Origin of the sequence: Amycolatopsis regifaucium, assembly GCF_001613935.1 — a bacterium.
GTDB classification, from domain to species: Bacteria; Actinomycetota; Actinomycetes; order Mycobacteriales; family Pseudonocardiaceae; genus Amycolatopsis; species Amycolatopsis regifaucium.
In genome coordinates, this window is record NZ_LQCI01000034.1 from 180,795 (window position 1) to 197,744 (window position 16,950).

Consider the following 16,950-nt stretch of genomic DNA (forward strand, 5'->3'; position numbering starts at 1 on the left):
CGCCAAGACCCGAGAGGTCCCGCGACACAGTCATCCCACGTGCGAACATGCCCTCAGCGAACCAGTGCCGAGCCCGGCGGTCAACCGATCTCACCCCGTGGACCACGAGTCCGCCCTGGTCGGTCGCGATCGTGCGGTTCTCGATCCTCCGTAAGGGGCACAAGTCGAGCGGAAATGTCGACTTGCCGACTCGATCAGATAGGTATGTGAAGGCCCCCTTCACTGCGTCTAGCGCAATGAAGGGGGCCTTCACATACTCGAGAATACGGCCAAACTGGACATAAGCGGGCATTTCTCCGTGAATAGCGCCCTCTGTGGACGGTCAGCGAGGCTGGAGAGAGTTCGCCCTCGAGCCCCTTGGACCAAGCCGCCAACCTTGAGTTCCAAGCGCGTGAAGGCAGCTCCAGCGGTCAGGACCACTCGTGCTTCTGCGACCGTCCGAGCAGCTCGGCACCCGCGCGCCGCGGGTCGACCCCTTCGTGGCACACGCGGTGCATCGCGTCGGTGATGGGCATGTCGACACCGAGGCTCAGCGCGAGTTCCCGGATCGACGTACACGACTTGACGCCCTCGGCGACCTGCCCGCCCGCGGCGTCCAATGCCTCCTGCAGGGTCTCTCCCCTGCCTAGCCGCTCGCCGAAGGTCCGATTGCGCGACAGCGGCGAGGAACACGTCGCCACCAGGTCGCCGACGCCGGCGAGCCCGGCGAAGGTGAGCGGATCGGCACCGAGTTTCGCGCCGAGCCGCGCCATCTCGGCCAGCCCGCGGGTGATCAGCGTCGCCATCGTGTTGGTGCCGAGCCCCAGCCCGGCGGCCATCCCGCAGCTCAGCGCGATGACGTTCTTGCACGCCCCGCCGAGTTCGCAGCCGACGACGTCGGTGTTGGTGTACGGCCGGAAGTACTGATTGAAGCTCGCCTGCTGGATCGCCTTGGCGTTGTCGTGGTCCGTGCACGCGACCACCGCGGCCGACGGCTGCCCCAGCGCGATCTCCTTCGCCAGGTTCGGCCCGGAAACGACCACGATCCGGCCGTCGTCGACGGCCGCGATCTCGGCGATGACCTGGCTCATCCGCTTGAGCGTGCCCAGTTCGACGCCCTTCGCGAGACTCACCAGGATCGCCTCGCGCGGCAAGAGACCGGACCACTCCGACAGATTGGTCCGCAGTGTCTGGCTCGGCACCGCGAGGACGACGGCCTGCGCGCCGTCGAGCGCCTCGGCCGGATCCGCCGTCGCGGTGATCCGTTCGGGCAGCTCGATATCGGGCAAATAGGACGAATTGCGGTGACGCTCCCGGATTTCCGCCGCGACCTCGGGCCGCCGGGCCCACATGGTCACGTCGCGGCCGGCGTCGCCGAGCACCTTGGCGAACGCCGTCCCCCACGACCCCGCGCCGAGCACGGTCAGGCGCTGGACCTCGGTGGCGGTTCCGGCCATCAGGCGTCGTCCTCCGGCTTCTTCGCGGGCGGTTCCTCCTGGCGGATCTCCGCGAGCAACGCGGTGATCTCGGTCATCATCAGCTCGGTGACATCGCGCAGTTTGGACGCGCTGCGCGTGGAGCCGTCCTTGTAGGCCGACAAGTCCATCGGCTCCCCGACCAGGTGCGTGATCGTCTTGCGCGGGAACGGCGTGAACTTCTTCGTGTAGCCGTTGAAGATGTGGTTCGTGCCCCAGCGGGCGATCGGGATCACCGGCACGTCGGTCTCCAGCGCGAGCCGCGCGGCGCCGGTGAACGGCTTCTTCGGCCAGCCGTCGGGGTCCTTGCTGATCGTCCCCTCCGGATAGATCACGACGACCTTGCCGTCACGCAACGCCTGGTGGGCGGCCTTGAGACTGTCACCGGCGGCGGCCGAACCGCGGGAGACCGGGATCTGACCCGCGCCGACGAAGATCTTGCCGAAGACCGGTGTCCTGGTCAGGCTCTCCTTGCCGAGGAAACGCGGCACCCGCTTCTGCCGGTGCACGAAGACCGCGTCGACCGCCGGGTCCATGTGGGACACGTGGTTGAGCAGCAGCAACGCGCCGCCTTCGCGAGGGATCTTCTCGGCACCGCGGTAGACGCGCTTGCCGATGGCCGTCGCCGGATAGAACAGTACGGCGGCGACGCCAACCCAGAAGCCGCCCTTCTCACGTCGGGCCAATTTCGTCCTCCTCGAAGTCGCGCGTGCCGTCATCGACCACTGATGCCGTAGTGATCCTGCCGCCCGAGCACGAGCGGGGTCCAGGGAGGGTCGGGTAAGAATGCAGATGTGGACGTGGACCTGATCGTGCCGATGAAACGCCCGACGCAGGGCAAGTCGCGCCTTCGCGGCGCGGTCGTGCCCGAGCGGCACCCCGAACTGGTCCTGGCGCTGGCGTACGACACGCTGGCCGCGGCGACCTCGGCGGACGGGGTTCGCCGGGTACTGGTGGTCGCCGCCGACCCGGCGTCGGTGGCGGATCTCGTCGAGCTCGGGGTGGAGATCGTCGCCGAGCCGTCGCGAGGCGGGTTGAACGCTGCCCTTCTTTACGGCGAAGAACTGCTTCGCCGGGACACGCCGTCCGGTCTCGTCGGCGCCCTGCAGGCCGACCTGCCCGCGTTGCGGACCGAAGACCTCACCGCGGCGCTCGCCGAGGCCGCCGGAGGACGGGCGTTCGTCGCGGACCGGCAGGGAACGGGCACGACGCTGCTGCTCGCGGCGGCCGGCCTGCCCCTCGCCCCCCGCTTCGGCGAGGGTTCCGCGCGGGCGCACACCGCTTCCGGTGCGACGCCGCTCACGATCGCCGCGGAATCACTCCGCGCCGACGTCGACACCGCGGATGATCTCGCTCACGTCCGCGCCCTGGGCGTCGGAAAACGCACGTCAACGCTGCTGGGGACGCCCTGCGTGGCAATGTGACGAGAGTTCACCACAGCGACGCGCGCGCGGCGCACATAATCGCTCCGAGTGGTGAACAATGAAGCCCGTGAGCACAAACGACGGCGGCACCCCGAACTCGGCGAGGAGGCGGAAGACCTCCGCCGCGAAACCGGAGCCGGACCACAGCGGCACCAAGCCTGTCCGGGCGAGGAAGGCCAGTCCCGCGGTGAAGACCAACAGCACCCCGCGCGCGGCCATCCGCGCGACGCGCGGCGGTTCGGCGAGCCGTCCCGCGCAGGAGTTCCGCGCGCTGCCCACCGCGCCGCCCGCGGTGACCTCGGCGCCGACCGCCGTCGAGACGCTGCCCGACGACCGGTACTTCAACCGCGAGCTGTCGTGGCAGGACTTCAACGCGCGGGTGCTCGCGCTGGCCGAGGACGAATCGCAGCCGCTGCTCGAACGCGCCAAGTTCCTGGCGATCTTCGCGTCCAATTTGGACGAGTTCTACATGGTGCGCGTCGCCGGGCTGAAGCGCCGCGACGAGACGGGCCTCCCGGTCCGCAGCGCGGACGGGCTCACCCCGCGCGAGCAGCTGGCCTACATCGCCAAACGCAACCAGGACCTGGTCGAGCGGCACACGAACGCCTTCGAACTGCACCTCCGGCCGCGACTGGCCGACGAGGACATCCACATCGTCGGCTGGAACGACCTGGCCGGCGCCGACCAGCTCCGGCTGTCCAATTACTTCAGCGAGCAGATCTTCCCGGTGCTCACACCGCTGGCCGTGGATCCCGCGCATCCGTTCCCCTATATTTCGGGCCTTTCGCTCAACCTCGCGATCACCGTCCGGGACCCGGAGGCGGGCACCGAGCGGTTCGCCCGCGTCAAGGTGCCGAGCAACGTGCCGCGGCTCATGCGGATCGAACAGCAGCCGAGGGAGAACCGCACCGCCACCTTCCTTCCGCTGGAGGAACTGATCGCCGCCCACCTCGGTGAGCTGTTCACCGGGATGGAGGTCACCGAACATCACGCGTTCCGCGTCACCCGCAACGCGGATTTCGAGGTCGAAGAGGACCGGGACGAGGATCTGCTCCAGGCGCTGGAGCGCGAGCTGGCGCAGCGCCGGTTCGGCCCGCCGGTGCGGCTCGAAGTCGCGCAGGACATGAGCGAGCACATGCTCGAACTGCTGCTCCGCGAGCTGGAAGTCGACCCGCGCGACGTCGTCGAGGTCCCCGGTCTCCTGGACCTGACCTGCCTGCACCAGCTGTCCGGAGTGGACCGTAAGGAACTCAAGGACCGTCCCTTCGTTCCCGCCACCCATCCGGCGTTCGGTGAGCGCGAGACGCCGAAGTCGGTGTTCGCGACGCTGCGCGAGGGTGACGTCCTCGTGCACCACCCGTACGACTCGTTCTCCACCAGCGTCCAGCGGTTCATCGAGCAGGCCGCCGCGGACGACAAGGTGCTGGCGATCAAGCAGACGCTGTACCGCACCTCCGGCGACTCCCCGATCGTCGACGCGCTGATCGATGCCGCCGAGGCGGGCAAACAGGTCGTCGCGCTGGTGGAGATCAAGGCGCGGTTCGACGAGCAGGCCAACATCACCTGGGCGCGCACGCTGGAACGCGCCGGCGTGCACGTGGTCTACGGGCTCGTCGGGCTGAAGACGCACTGCAAGGTGTCGATGGTGGTGCGTCAGGAAGGTTCGACCATCCGCCGCTACTGCCACATCGGCACCGGCAACTACAACCCGAAGACGGCGCGCCTCTACGAGGACCTCGGCCTCCTGACCGCCGATCCGACGATCGGCGCGGACCTGACGGATCTGTTCAACGTGCTCACCGGGTACTCCCGCCAGGACACCTACCGCAACATCCTCACGTCGCCGCACGGGATCCGCCGCGGCATCGTGCGCGCGATCGGCGAGGAGATCGAACTCGCGCGCGCCGGGCAGACCGCCGGGATCCGGATCAAGTGCAACTCGCTCGTCGACGAGCAGGTCATCGACGCGCTGTACCACGCGTCACAGGCCGGCGTGCCGGTCGACATCGTGGTGCGCGGGATCTGCGCGCTGAAACCGGGAGTCGAGGGGCTCAGCGAGAACATCCACGTGCGCTCGATCCTCGGCCGGTTCCTGGAACACTCGCGCATCTTCAACTTCCGCGCGGGCGGCACGCAGTGGATCGGCAGCGCGGACATGATGCACCGCAACCTGGACCGCCGCATCGAGGCGCTGGTGCGGGTCAAGGACCCGAAGCTGACGGCGCAGCTGGACTACATCTTCGAGTCCGCGCTGCACCCGTCGACCCGGTGCTGGGTGCTGGGTGCCACCGGCGAGTGGACGCCGTTCCCCGCCTCCGGTGACGACGTCCGCGATCACCAGGTCGAACTGGCGAAGCGGCACGGAGCCGCGGGATGAGCGCGGTCGTGCGGGCGGCGGGTGCCGTCCTCTGGCGTCGTGACGGCGACCGGGTCGAGGTCGCGCTGGTCCACCGGCCGCGCTACGACGATTGGTCACTGCCGAAGGGAAAGCTGGATCCGGGCGAGACCATCGCGCGGGCCGCGGTCCGCGAGATCGGAGAAGAGACCGGCTTCGAGGCGGTCCTCGGCCGGTATCTGTTCCGGACCGAGTACACCGTCGCGGGTGCGCCGAAGACCGTCGACTACTTCTCCGCCCACGCGGTTTCGGGTGAGTTCGCCCCGAACGAGGAAGTCGACGAACTGCGCTGGCTCGACGCGGAGACCGCGGAGAAACTGCTGACGCGGCCGGGTGACGTGCGGGTGCTGCGCGAGTTCTCCGCGCTGCCGCCCGATCTCACCACGCTGATCCTGGTGCGGCACGCCAAGGCGGGTAAACGAGACGAGTGGAACGGCGACGACGACCTGCGGCCGCTTTCGGACGCGGGTCAGCGTCAGGCCGAAGCGCTGCGTTCGCTGCTGCGCCATTACGGGCCGACCAGGGTGCTCTCGGCGCCACGGCTGCGGTGCGTCCAGACGGTGAATGGGCTCGCCGAGGACCTCGAGGTCGAGATCCGGCACGAGCCGCTGCTGTCGGAAGAGGGCTACTGGCCGGATCCGGTACTCGGCGTCGCGCGGCTGCTCGCCGTCGCGGGCGACGGCGGGACGCCGGTGATCTCCAGCCAGGGCGGCGTGATCCCGGACGTGGTGAGCGCGCTGGCCGACCGCGACGGCGTCGAGCTGCCCGCCGCCCGTGGCGGGGTGGTGCCGTCGAAGAAGGGCTCGTTCTGGGTGCTGTCCTTCCGATCGCCGACCGAGGAAGACGGACCGGTGCTGGTGGCGGCGGACTACTTCGCGTCGCCTCTGCCCACGCCGGCGCCCGCGCATCCCCGAGTTCCGGGCCGCCCGCGGTGACAGCGAACTGACAGCGCCGCTTGGTTCACTCCACCCGTGTCCCCGCTGGGGGGTCGCGACGCGGTACTCGCCGTTCAGCCTGGGGGTGGAACGGACAGCATCGCCCGTACTTCGTCGGCACGGGGATCACCGAGGCGCTGGCAAACGGCCAGCGCCTCGGCTCCGTAAGCCTTCGCGTCTTCGGTCCGGCCCGTGCTCAGCATGATCTTCGTCAGCGTGATGAGCGTGTCGATGGTCCCGTATTCCGTGCCGAGCTCGTGGAGTTCGGCCAGTGCGCCGGAACAATTCGCCTCCGCTTCTTCGAACCGCCTCGCGCCCGCGAGTGCTTCACCGGAGTTCGAGAGGGCGAGTGCCGCGTGGTACCGGTCGCCTAGGTCGGCGAAGGCCTTTCTCGCTTCGAGAGCGGCTTCGACCGCACCGTCGTAGGCACCCATCCCGATCCGGCTGGCGCTGATGTTGAGGAGCGCGTGCGGGACGAAGGTGCGCTGACCGCTGTCGGCGGCGAGACGCGCGGCCTCGGCGGCGACCTGTTCGCTCTTCCGGAATTCCGAGCGGAGGTAGTAGGCCCCCGAGAGATTCGACAGGATCGCGACCGTGACCTCCGAGCCGCCGGTCTCCGCGGACGCCTTCCTCGCCTCTTCCAACATCTCCAGCGCCTCGTCGGGGCGAAGTGCCCGCAGATAGGCGGATCCGAGGTTGTTGGCCGCGTACTGCAGCCCCAGTGGATCGGACGCGGCCCTCGTGGCCTCGACGGAGGCCTCCCCGGTGCTGACCCAGTCCTCCTGATCGTGTCGTTCGGAGTAGAAGCTGCGGAGCAGCCAAGCGAGTTTCCAGGCCCGGGACGCCCAGCCGCGGTCGGCGGCGATCCGGACCAGCGCGGCGAGCGCAGGGCGTTCCTCGACGTACCAAGCCGTCGCCTCGTCGCGGTCGGCGAAATCGAGCCGCGGCCCGTCGGCCGGTTCCAGTGTGACGTCCGAAGTGAGCAGGTCCGGCCGGATGAGTTCGTCCGCCGAGGCGACCGCGGCGGTGTACCAGTCGATCAGCCGCCGCAGCGCCGCTTCGCGTTCGGCCGGTTCGTCGTCTTCGGCGAGTTCCGCGGCGTAGACCCGCAACAGGTCGTGGAACCGGTACCGGTCGGTACTCGGCTGGTTCAGCAAATGCGCCGAGGCCAGCCGATCCATCAGTTCGCGCGCCTCGAGCACCCCGGTTCCCGCCGCGACGGCCGCGGTCTCGACCCGGAGCGGTACCCCGGGGAACAGCCCCAGCAGCCGGAACAGCCGGGCGGCCTCGGGGCTCAAGGCGTTGTAGGACCACGAAAACGCCGCCCGCAGATCGGTGCCCGCGTCCTGCGGGTCCCGCAGGGTGTCCAGCCGGACCCGCTGATCCCGTAATTCGTCGACGATCCAGGCCAGCGAGGTTCCCGGGAACCGGGACGCCCGCTCCCCCGCCAGCGCCAGTGCCAGCGGCAATCCGCCGCACAGCAGGGTGAGTTCCGCCACGGCGCCGGGTTCGGCGTCGAGCCGGGCGTGCCCGACGCTTTCGGCGAGCAGCGCCTTGGCCGCGTGCTCGTCCAAGGAGCGCAACGGCATCCGCCGCGCCCCTTCCCTGGCGACCAGTCCCCGCAACTGGTTCCGGCTGGTGACCACGACCAGATTGCCCGATCCGGGCAGCAGCGGCCGGATCTGCTCGGCGTCCCGCGCGTTGTCCAGCAGCATCAGCATCCTGGTTCCGGCCAGCCTGCCGCGCAGCGCCGCCGACCGTTGCTCCACTGTGGAGGGCAGTGTGTCGGCGGGCACCCCCACCGCCTGCAGGAACTCCGACAGTGCGTCCATCGGAGTGACCGGGGTACCGGCGGAATGCCCGCGCAGGTCTACGAAGAGTTGTCCATCGGGGAATCTTTCGCGCAGCCGATGCGACCAATGGACGGCGAGAGCGGTCTTTCCGACCCCGGCGGTCCCTTCGATGACCACGATCCGTGTCGGCCGGTCTTCGTCGAGGAACCCGTCCAACCGGGCCAGTTCGGTTTCGCGTCCGGTGAAACCCGTGACGTCGAAGGGAAGCTGGCGCGGTACCGGGGACACCGGCGCCGCCGTCTCCCCGGGAACGTCCGCGGCGAGCAGTCCGGCGTGCAGCCGCCGCAGTTCCGCACCCGGTTCGACACCAAGTTCCTCGGCGAGAATCGACCGCAGCCGGGCGTATCCGGCCAGCGCTTCGGCCCGTCTGCCCGAGCGCGCGAGAATCCGCACGAGTCTTTCCCACAACGATTCCCGGAGGGGATGCTGACCGACCAGATCGGTCAATTCCGCGACGAGTTCCGCGTCGGCCACGACGCCGGTGTCGAGATCGATCCGCCTTTCGACGGCGAACAGATACCGCTCGGTGAGCAGCGGGCCCCATTCGTCGGCGAGGGTCGGGGAACCGACGCCTTCCAGCGGTGTGCCGCCCCAGAGCGCGATCGCCCCGGCCAGCAGTTCCCGTTCCTCGGCCGGTTCCGATCCGGCGGCTTCGTCGAGCAGGTTCAGAAATCGCAGCGCGTCGACCTCGGCGGGAGCGGAAATGAGACGGTAACCGTCCGGTTCGGTCACGACGACGTCGTCGCCGAACAACCGCCGCAAGCGCATCACATTCGTCTGCAGGCTGCCGCGGATCCGTTCCGGGGGTTCGGATCCCCAGACCCCGCGCGCGAGCGTGTCGATGGAAACCAGGCGGCCGCAAGACAGGGCCAGAGTGGCGAGCAGGGCGCGCTGACGGGCGCTGCCGAGCGAACGCGGTACCCCGTCCACGATCACCCGGAACGGGCCGAGAAGCCGGATTTCGATGGTGGCCGCCCTCCAGTCTGCCGATCCTGTGTTCCCCGCCTCGGTTTCCCCCGGCGAGAAGCGTGACACAAACAGGACGGCGGCCGGGCGGGTTCCCCGGCATTCCCGGGCAGAGGGCCCCTGAAACTGCGGCAGGGCCCCGCGCCGTGCGCGGGGCCCTGCCGTTGGCTCACTCGTGGAGAGGGAGCTTACTTCTTCTTCGCGGCCGCCGAAGTCCGCTTGGCCGGAGCCTTCTTCGCGGGAGCCTTGGCGGCGGTCGCCTTGGCGGCCGGCTTCGCGGCGGCCTTGGTGGTGGTCGCCTTCTTGGCCGTGGTGGCGCGAGTCGTGGCCTTCGCCGCGGTCTTCGGCGCCGCCTTGGTGGCGGTCGTCTTTGCCGCGGCCTTGGTCGCGGTCGCCTTGGCGGCCGGCTTCGCCGCGGCGGCGCGCGTCGTGGTCGCGGCGGCGCGGGTCCGCGTGGTGGTGGAACGCGTCGCGGCCGGGCGGCTGGCGGCCGTCCGGGTCGTCGTCGCGCGGGTGGTGGTGCCGGTGGTCGCACGCTTCACAGCGGTGGCCTTCGGCAGCTTCTTCGAACCGCTGATGACGTCCTTGAAGGTCGTCCCCGCGCGGAAGGCGGGCACGTTGGTCTTCTTGACGCGAACGGTCTCACCGGTGCGCGGGTTCCGCGCGGTGCGGGCGGCGCGGGCGCGCTTCTCGAACACACCGAAGCCGGTGATGTTCACCTTCTCGCCCTTGTTGACCGTCCGGATGATGATGTCGACAAGGCCATCGACGGCCTCCGACGCGACCTTCTTGTCGCCCAGGCGCTCCGACAGCGCCTCGATCAGCTGGGCCTTGTTGGCCATTCCAGTCCTCCAAGAAGAACTACTTGTACACGGCCCCGTCGGCCGACTTAGCGCACACGGTATTACCAATGCAGCACAAATTCCAAACGACGCGCGGAAATTTCCCTTGTCTCGGGGGCGGTTCCGCCTCTTGAGGGACCCCTCCGGGGCCTGTTGAGGTGCCGTTCGGTGTGGTTTCGGGGCTGTCTTGGAGAGCCTCGGCCGGGGGGCGGATTCCCTGCTCAGCAAGGGAATCCGCCCCCGTCGGCAGGCCTTAGGAAGCGGCCGCCGGGAGGGTCACCGGCTTCCAGGAGGGGCGCTGGGACTCGAAAGTGTCGATCTCCTCCGCGTGGCGGAGTGTCAGGGCGATGTCGTCGAGCCCTTCGAGGAGTCGCCAGCGGGTGTAGTCGTCGATCTGGAAGGGCGCGGTGAAGTCCTTGGCTCGTACCGTCTTCGACTCGAGGTCCACCGTGACCTCCGTCCCGGGCTCGTTTTCGAGCAGCTTCCACAGCAGTTCGACGTCCGCCTGCTCGACCTGAGCGGCGACCAGGCCCTGTTTGCCCGAGTTCCCACGGAAGATGTCCGCGAACCGGGAGGAGATCACGACCCGGAAGCCGTAGTCCATCAGGGCCCAGACGGCGTGCTCACGGGAGGAACCGGTGCCGAAGTCCGGGCCCGCGACCAGGACCGACCCGCTTTTGAAGGGCTCTTGGTTGAGGATGAACGACTCGTCGGAGCGCCAGGCGGCGAAGAGCCCGTCCTCGAAGCCGGTGCGGCTCACGCGCTTGAGGTAGACCGCCGGGATGATCTGATCAGTGTCCACGTTGGACCTGCGCAACGGGACCCCGACGCCGGTGTGGTGGGTGAACGCGTCCATGGTGATGAAACTCCTCAGCGATGTCGGCGATGTCAGCGATGTCAGTGGGCGGTGGCCGGCTGCAGGTCTTCGGGGCTGGACAGGGTTCCCCGCACGGCCGTCGCGGCGGCCACGAGCGGCGACACCAGGTGCGTCCGGCCGCCCTTGCCCTGCCTGCCTTCGAAGTTGCGGTTCGAGGTCGACGCGCTGCGCTCGCCCGGCTTGAGCTGGTCCGGGTTCATGCCGAGGCACATCGAGCAGCCCGCCTGGCGCCATTCCGCGCCCGCGTCGGTGAAGATCCGGTCCAGGCCTTCGGCTTCGGCGGCCTTCCGGACGCGCATCGAGCCGGGGACCACGAGCATCCGGACCGACTCGGCCACCTTGTGCCCGCGCAGGACGTCCGCGGCGGCCCTCAGATCCTCGATACGGCCGTTCGTGCAGGAGCCGAGGAAGACGGTGTCCACCGCGATCTCGCGCAGCGGCGTGCCCGGCTTGAGGTCCATATAGGACAGGGCCTTCTCGGCCGCGACGCGCTCGTTCTCGTCGCCGATCTTCTCGGGGTCGGGCACCTCGGCGTTCAGCGGGAGACCCTGGCCGGGGTTGGTGCCCCAGGTCACGAAAGGCGTGAGCTCGTCGGCGTTCAGGTGCACCTCGGCGTCGAAGACGGCGTCGTCGTCCGTGCGGAGCTCGCGCCAGTTCTCGACGGCGGCGTCCCAGTCCGCCCCCCTCGGCGCGTGCGGACGGCCCTTCAGGTAGGCGAACGTCGTCTCGTCCGGCGCGATGAGCCCGGCGCGCGCGCCCGCTTCGATCGACATGTTGCACACCGTCATGCGGGCTTCCATCGACAGGTTCTCGATGGCCTTGCCGCGGTATTCGAGGACGTAGCCCTGCCCGCCGCCGGTGCCGATCTTCGCGATCACCGCGAGGATGACGTCCTTCGCCGTGACACCGGGACGCAGCTGCCCGTCAATGGTGATCGCCATCGTCTTGAATGGACGGAGCGGCAGGGTCTGGGTCGCCATCACGTGTTCGACCTCGGAGGTGCCGATCCCGAACGCCATCGCGCCGAACGCGCCGTGCGTCGAGGTGTGACTGTCGCCGCACACCACGGTCATCCCGGGCTGGGTCAGGCCCAGCTGCGGGCCGATGACGTGCACGATGCCCTGTTCGGCGTCGCCCATCGGATGCAGCCGGACACCGAACTCCTTGCAGTTGTCGCGAAGGGTGTCGACCTGGGTACGGGACACGGGATCCGCGATCGGCAGCTCGATGTCGATCGTCGGGACGTTGTGGTCCTCGGTCGCGATGGTGAGGTCGGGGCGGCGCAGTTTCCGGCCTGCCAGGCGGAGTCCGTCGAACGCCTGCGGGCTGGTGACCTCGTGCAGCAGGTGGAGGTCGATGTAGAGCAGGTCGGGCTCGGCCCCCTCGCCGCGCCGCACCAGGTGCGACTCCCACACTTTCTCGGCCAGTGTCCGGGGCATTTCCGGCTCCTCACATGCGGTGAAAACGGTACTTCCCACCATCTGGACATCTCAAACTTCGGGAAGATAGTATCGGCTTGTGGGACAGCATAGCGGTATCGGAGTACTCGACAAGGCCGTGGCCGTGCTTCAGGCCGTGGCCGAAGATCCTTGTGGCCTGGCGGAACTGTGCACGCGGACCGGGTTGCCGCGCGCGACGGCGCACCGGCTCGCGGTCGGTCTCGAGGTGCATCGTCTGTTGCGCCGCGGCCCGGACGGGCGGTGGCGGCCGGGTACCGCGCTCGCGGAATTGGCGGGCGGTTCGACCGACCCGCTGCTCGACGCGGCGAGTTCGGTGCTGCCGAAATTGCGCGACATCACCGGGGAAAGCGTTCAGCTCTACCGCCGCGACGGCGTCCAGCGCGTCTGTGTCTCGACGGCGGAGCCGCCCAGCGGTCTCCGTGACACGGTGCCGATCGGTTCACGGCTGCCGATGACCGCGGGCTCCGGCGCGAAGGTCCTCGCCGCGTGGTCGGATCCGCATACGCAGCGGACGATCCTTTCCGAAGCGGTCTACGGCGAGCGCACGCTGCTCGAAGTCCGCCGCCGCGGCTGGGCCCAGAGCGTGGCGGAGCGGGAACCGGGTGTGGCGAGTGTCTCGGCGCCGGTCCGGGATTCGACGGGCACCGTGGTCGCCGCGGTGTCGGTTTCCGGGCCCATCGAACGGATAGGGCGTAAACCGGGGGCGCGCTGGGCCGCGGACCTGCTCGCCGCCGCGGACGCGCTGCAGGAGCGCCTCTGACCCCGAAATGAGGGAAGGCCCCCTGCGGCACAGGGGGCCTTCACCGTTTCCGTCCCGAATGGACCGGCCGGCTCAGAACTCGTCGGCCTTGGTCAGCTCGTGTTCGAGCGCGTCGGCGCGGGCGACGAGGGTCTTCAGCGGATGTTCGAACTCGTTGACCAGGTTCAGGTCGATCAGCGGGACCGTGTGCTTGAGCAGCGCCACCCCGTCCACCACGGCCGCGCCGCCGACCGAATCGCCGCCCGCCAGTTCGAGCAGGCGCCGCAGGTCGATCTTGTCGGCCCAGCCGACCGGAGAGGAGATCTCCACCCACTCCGCGCCGTCGTGGTCGGGCAAGTGGTGCAAGGACACCTGCTGGCCGCGGCCGTCCTCGGTGTCGGCCCGGAACCGGAGCCAGCCGTCCCGCTCTTCGAGCACCTCGTACCGTGCCCGGACGAAATTGATCACGCCTGCCCAGATGGACACCCTCGTCACCTCTCGGTTTCGCCGCCTCGTGCGCTGTCGAGCATGGCACATCTCGGGCGGCTTCAGCCCGTGGGATGGAGCGTGGCCGATCCCGGTCACCGTTGTGACGCACGTGACGCCAGGGACTCCTGGGGTGTACGTCCTCCTCGCGCGACCGCAATGAAGGGGCCTTTCATCGCAAAATTTGCGATGAAAGGCCCCTTCATTGCACGAGGGTCGTCCGGGTTACGCGAGAGTGGACGTTGGCTTCGCGTGTCAGCCAGCCGCGGCACAGGCCACGACGACCGCGACCAAGCCCTGACCCACCATCAGCCGACTACTCGCGATCAAGCCTTCACCCCCCGAGCCGATAAGCATCCGCGAGCCAGGACGGAAAAGGCCAGTGCACGGGGCCGTCACCGGTCCACCGACCGAAGGACGCCCCGCGAGAGCGCGGTCACGAGGGCGCCAAGCGGTAACCCGAGCCCCGCACGGTGTGGATCAGCGGCGGATCCTTGAGTTTCCGCCGCAGCCGCGCGATGACGACGTCCAGCACGTTCGACGCCGGGTCCGCCATCTCGTCCCACGCGTACCGGATCAGCTCCTGGCGCGAAACCGGTCGGCCGGTCGCCGCCAGCAGCCGTTCCATGACCAGATACTCCTTGCGGGTCACGGTGAGCAGTACGCCCGCCCGCGAGATCTGGTGCCTGCCGGTGTCGAGTTCGACGTCGGCGCAGCGCAGCACCACCGCCTGCCCGGCCATGTCGCGGCGGCACAGGCTGCGCACCCTGGCGATCAGTTCCGGCATCGCGAACGGTTTGACCAGATAGTCGCCGCCGCCGACGCGCAGCCCGTTGATCCGGTCGGCGACGCTGTCGCGCGCGGTCAGGAACAGCACCGGCATCGGCCAGCCCGCGCCGCGCCGGTGGCGCACGTACGCCAGCGCGTCACCCGAAGGCAGCATCCGGTCGAACACCGCGCAGTCGTAGGCGTTCACCATCAGCGCCTCGTCCGCGCCGGGCAGGTCGGCGGCGGTGTCCACCGCGAACCCGTCGCCGCGCAGGGCGAATTCCAGCGCCACCCGTAAGTTCTCGTCGTCCTCGGTCACCAGCACCCGCACGACGGGAACCTTAGTCTGTGTCGGTGGACCCGTGTCCGCGATCGACGTTCGGCAGAGCGTCAGCGCGTGGTCGCGGCCAGCACGTCGGCCACTCGCAGCCCGCGCAGTTCCTCGACGGCGGGCATCCGGCCCAGCAGCCGCAAGCGTTGTGATTGCGCCTTGCGCACCTTCTCGAACAACCGGCGCGCGTCCCGCGCGTTGCCGAAATTGACGTCGCCGGAGATGAGCCGGAAGTGCTCGATCAGGACCGGAGCGGTGCCGGGATCGAGTTCGTAGTCCCCAGCCGACGCCATCCGCCCGAAGATGGCCAGCAGTTCGTCGGGACTGTAGTTCTCGAACTCGATCGTCTTGCCGAACCGGGAGGCGAGCCCCGGGTTGGCGGCGAGGAAGTCGACCATCTCGCCGGTGTACCCGGCCACGATCACCGCCACTTCGTCACGATGCTCCTCCATCAACGGCACCAGGGTGTCGATCGCCTCCTGGCCGAAGTCGCCACCGGAACCGGCGAGCCGCGAAAGCGTGTACGCCTCGTCGATGAACAGGACGCCGCCCTTGGCCTCCTCGAACACCGTCGCGGTCTTCTCGGCGGTGTGCCCGATGTACTGCCCGACGAGATCGCGGCGGGACACCTCGCGGAACTGGCCTTCCGGCAGAACTCCCAGCGCCTTCAGCAGTTTGCCGTAGATCCGGGCGACCGTCGTCTTCCCGGTGCCGGGCGCGCCCGCGAAGATGAGGTGGTGACCGGTGGCGCCGATCGGCAGCCCGGCCCGGCGGCGCCATTCGTTGACCTGCAACTCGTCGACCAGCGCGCGGACCTCTTCTTTCACGCCGGGAAGGCCGATCATCCCGTCGAGTTCGGCGAGCATCTCGTCCAGCGCGTTGTCGCCGACGGCGCCCGGATCCGCGGCCTCGGAGAGCGTCGGCGTCGCCCCCTCCGCGATCGAGATCCCCGGTTCCGCGGTGTTGGCGACCCGGCACGCGGAGATCTCGCCACCGCAACCGGAAGCGAACGCGATCCCGGAGCCGCGGGTGTCGGTGACCGTGCACCGCTTGAGCACCGGCGCGCCGTGGTGCGCCACGGCGATGCCCTCGTGACCGGTGTGCGAGATCACGCAGCCTTCGATGGTCGGCCTCGCGTACTGGTAGACGTAAAAGCCGCGCAACCCGCAGCCGGTCACCGTGCAGCCGGTCACCACCGGGTCGGCGCCCTGTCCGAGGGTGATCCCGTCTCCCAGTACGTCTTCGACGGTGGTGTCTTCGATCCTGCCGGGCGCCCCGTCGACGAGGATCCCCTGTTCCGCACCCGAAATCACGCTGCCGGTCACGGTGAACGCCGTCGTGCCGCGGATCGCCATCGCCGGCCCGCGACCACCGGAGACGGTGCAGCGCTGGACGGTCAGTTCGGTGGCCTCGGTCTCGATCGCGGACGCGCCGCCCGCCAGGATTTCGATCCCTTTCAGGGCAAGTGATCCACCGGTGGCGCGGAAAACGGGCCGGTCGGCGCCCCGGCCGTCGACCACGACGGTCGCACCGTCCGCCGCGGCCAGGGTCACCCGCAGCCCGGTCAGCTCGACGGTCTCGGCGTATTCACCGCTCGCGATGGTGACGACGGCGCCGTCGGAGGCGTCCGACAACGCGTCGCCGATGGTCGGATACGCGCCGGGCCGGGGTGCCACCAGCAGGACGCGGCCGGGGGTCGAAGTGGTCATCAGCCCGCCTTGGCCATCAGCCAGCCGCGGTCGACGGCCTTGGCGCCCGCCTGGAACCGGCTCCTGGCGCCCAGCCGGTTCATGATGTCGGCGACCATCCGGCGCACCGTGCGCACCGAGATGCCGAGCCGCGCGGCGGCGGACTCGTCGGTCGTGCCGGAGAAGAGCAGGGTCAGCAGTTCCTGCTCGCGGCAGGTCAGCATCGAAGCGTCCTCGGGTTCCGCGAGGTCCAGCGGGACGAGCGGGGCGGCGGCCTGCCAGATCCGCTCGAACAACCCGACCGTCGCGGTGACCACGCCGGGCAGCCGGAACACCGCGGCACCGGTCTGCCTGCCGTCCGCGGGGAGCACGACCGAGGTCCGGTCGATCACCAGCGCGTCCATCGGGACCTCGGCGTCGGTCCGCACCTCGGCCCCTGCCCTCGAGACCCGGTTGAGCGCGCCGGACATCCGCGCGGCGTCGGGGAAGAGGACCTTGTACCGCACTCCGGGGCGCAGATTCGCGAGCGCGATCCGCTGGAACGTGGAATCCGTTCCCGCGCTCATGATGAGTACTTCGCTCCTCGCGGCCGCGAGGAGCTCTGCCAGTCCCGCCCGGTCACGAGCCGGTTCCGATCCCACGACCAGGCTGAGCCCGCCGGTCTGCACGCTCATGGCGTTGTCCCTCCCTTTCCCCCGCGCGGTACCGCCGACCACGTCCTGTTCATGCCAG

At 69.4% G+C, this 16,950-nt stretch carries 14 protein-coding genes; 4 read left to right on the forward strand and 10 right to left on the reverse strand.

Going from position 1 to position 16,950, the window contains the following annotated elements:
• Positions 1 to 410 precede the first annotated feature (410 nt).
• Both AVL48_RS24635 and AVL48_RS24640 read right to left on the reverse strand, forming a co-directional pair.
• Positions 411 to 1,436, reverse strand: coding sequence for an NAD(P)H-dependent glycerol-3-phosphate dehydrogenase (locus tag AVL48_RS24635; RefSeq protein WP_061986727.1), 1,026 nt, complete (start codon positions 1,434 to 1,436; stop codon positions 411 to 413).
• A complete protein-coding gene (locus AVL48_RS24640; protein ID WP_061986725.1) occupies positions 1,436 to 2,140 on the reverse strand; it encodes a lysophospholipid acyltransferase family protein in 705 nt (234 codons plus the stop codon). The genes AVL48_RS24635 and AVL48_RS24640 overlap by 1 nt, the downstream gene beginning before the upstream one ends.
• 108 nt (positions 2,141 to 2,248) lie before the next feature.
• On the opposite strand from AVL48_RS24640, the gene cofC reads away from it, so the two are divergent.
• Genes cofC through AVL48_RS24655 form a run of 3 tightly spaced genes read left to right on the forward strand, consistent with a single transcriptional unit; the run spans position 2,249 to position 6,208 of the window.
• On the forward strand, positions 2,249 to 2,878 hold the full coding sequence (gene cofC / locus AVL48_RS24645) for a 2-phospho-L-lactate guanylyltransferase (RefSeq protein ID WP_061986724.1): 630 nt from the start codon (positions 2,249 to 2,251) through the stop codon (positions 2,876 to 2,878).
• Positions 2,879 to 2,936: 58 nt separating this feature from the next.
• Positions 2,937 to 5,255, forward strand: coding sequence for an RNA degradosome polyphosphate kinase (locus AVL48_RS24650; RefSeq protein WP_177242284.1), 2,319 nt, complete (start codon positions 2,937 to 2,939; stop codon positions 5,253 to 5,255).
• A complete protein-coding gene (locus AVL48_RS24655) occupies positions 5,252 to 6,208 on the forward strand; it encodes an NUDIX hydrolase (protein ID WP_061986722.1) in 957 nt (318 codons plus the stop codon). Before AVL48_RS24650 ends, AVL48_RS24655 begins: the two co-directional genes overlap by 4 nt.
• A 74-nt stretch (positions 6,209 to 6,282) precedes the next feature.
• On the opposite strand, the gene AVL48_RS24660 is transcribed toward AVL48_RS24655, so the two are convergent.
• The 4 genes from AVL48_RS24660 to leuC all read right to left on the reverse strand — a co-directional run bounded on the left by AVL48_RS24660 (position 6,283) and on the right by leuC (position 12,185).
• A complete protein-coding gene (locus AVL48_RS24660; RefSeq protein WP_244162585.1) occupies positions 6,283 to 8,991 on the reverse strand; it encodes an AfsR/SARP family transcriptional regulator in 2,709 nt (902 codons plus the stop codon).
• A gap of 224 nt (positions 8,992 to 9,215) precedes the next feature.
• Positions 9,216 to 9,869, reverse strand: coding sequence for an HU family DNA-binding protein (locus tag AVL48_RS24665; protein WP_061986718.1), 654 nt, complete (start codon positions 9,867 to 9,869; stop codon positions 9,216 to 9,218).
• 253 nt (positions 9,870 to 10,122) lie between these two features.
• Positions 10,123 to 10,725, reverse strand: a complete 603-nt coding sequence (gene leuD / locus AVL48_RS24670; protein ID WP_061986716.1) for a 3-isopropylmalate dehydratase small subunit — start codon at positions 10,723 to 10,725, stop codon at positions 10,123 to 10,125.
• Between the two features lie 41 nt (positions 10,726 to 10,766).
• On the reverse strand, positions 10,767 to 12,185 hold the full coding sequence (leuC, locus tag AVL48_RS24675; protein WP_061986714.1) for a 3-isopropylmalate dehydratase large subunit: 1,419 nt from the start codon (positions 12,183 to 12,185) through the stop codon (positions 10,767 to 10,769).
• A gap of 79 nt (positions 12,186 to 12,264) precedes the next feature.
• Between leuC and AVL48_RS24680 the strand changes: the two genes are divergently transcribed.
• The gene (locus AVL48_RS24680; protein ID WP_005158149.1) at positions 12,265 to 12,966 is read left to right on the forward strand and encodes an IclR family transcriptional regulator; all 702 of its coding nucleotides are present in this window, start codon (positions 12,265 to 12,267) and stop codon (positions 12,964 to 12,966) included.
• 72 nt (positions 12,967 to 13,038) lie between these two features.
• Here AVL48_RS24680 and AVL48_RS24685 read toward each other — a convergent pair whose 3' ends face one another.
• The 4 genes from AVL48_RS24685 to AVL48_RS24700 form a co-directional block, all read right to left on the reverse strand.
• On the reverse strand, positions 13,039 to 13,431 hold the full coding sequence (locus AVL48_RS24685) for a hypothetical protein (protein ID WP_061986713.1): 393 nt from the start codon (positions 13,429 to 13,431) through the stop codon (positions 13,039 to 13,041).
• A 436-nt stretch (positions 13,432 to 13,867) separates the two neighbouring features.
• Entirely contained in the window at positions 13,868 to 14,530 is a 663-nt protein-coding gene (locus AVL48_RS24690; protein WP_061986711.1) for a winged helix-turn-helix domain-containing protein, read from the reverse strand.
• Between the two features lie 59 nt (positions 14,531 to 14,589).
• Positions 14,590 to 16,239: a right-handed parallel beta-helix repeat-containing protein gene (locus AVL48_RS24695; RefSeq protein ID WP_061986709.1), complete on the reverse strand. Its 1,650-nt coding sequence runs from the start codon at positions 16,237 to 16,239 to the stop codon at positions 14,590 to 14,592.
• Positions 16,239 to 16,892: a helix-turn-helix transcriptional regulator gene (locus tag AVL48_RS24700; RefSeq protein ID WP_061986878.1), complete on the reverse strand. Its 654-nt coding sequence runs from the start codon at positions 16,890 to 16,892 to the stop codon at positions 16,239 to 16,241. The genes AVL48_RS24695 and AVL48_RS24700 overlap by 1 nt, the downstream gene beginning before the upstream one ends.
• Between the last annotated feature and the right edge of the window lie 58 nt (positions 16,893 to 16,950).

Excerpts from the sequence above, each read along its gene's own strand:
- leuC (WP_061986714.1), bottom strand. The coding sequence starts at position 12,185 with ATGCCCCGGACACTGGCCGAGAAAGTGTGGGAGTCGCACCTGGTGCGG.
- leuD (WP_061986716.1), bottom strand. The coding sequence starts at position 10,725 with ATGGACGCGTTCACCCACCACACCGGCGTCGGGGTCCCGTTGCGCAGG.
- AVL48_RS24650 (WP_177242284.1), top strand. The coding sequence starts at position 2,937 with ATGAAGCCCGTGAGCACAAACGACGGCGGCACCCCGAACTCGGCGAGG.
- AVL48_RS24695 (WP_061986709.1), bottom strand. The coding sequence starts at position 16,239 with ATGACCACTTCGACCCCCGGCCGCGTCCTGCTGGTGGCACCCCGGCCC.
- AVL48_RS24700 (WP_061986878.1), bottom strand. The coding sequence starts at position 16,892 with ATGAGCGTGCAGACCGGCGGGCTCAGCCTGGTCGTGGGATCGGAACCG.
- AVL48_RS24655 (WP_061986722.1), top strand. The coding sequence starts at position 5,252 with ATGAGCGCGGTCGTGCGGGCGGCGGGTGCCGTCCTCTGGCGTCGTGAC.
- AVL48_RS24635 (WP_061986727.1), bottom strand. The coding sequence starts at position 1,436 with ATGGCCGGAACCGCCACCGAGGTCCAGCGCCTGACCGTGCTCGGCGCG.
- AVL48_RS24665 (WP_061986718.1), bottom strand. The coding sequence starts at position 9,869 with ATGGCCAACAAGGCCCAGCTGATCGAGGCGCTGTCGGAGCGCCTGGGC.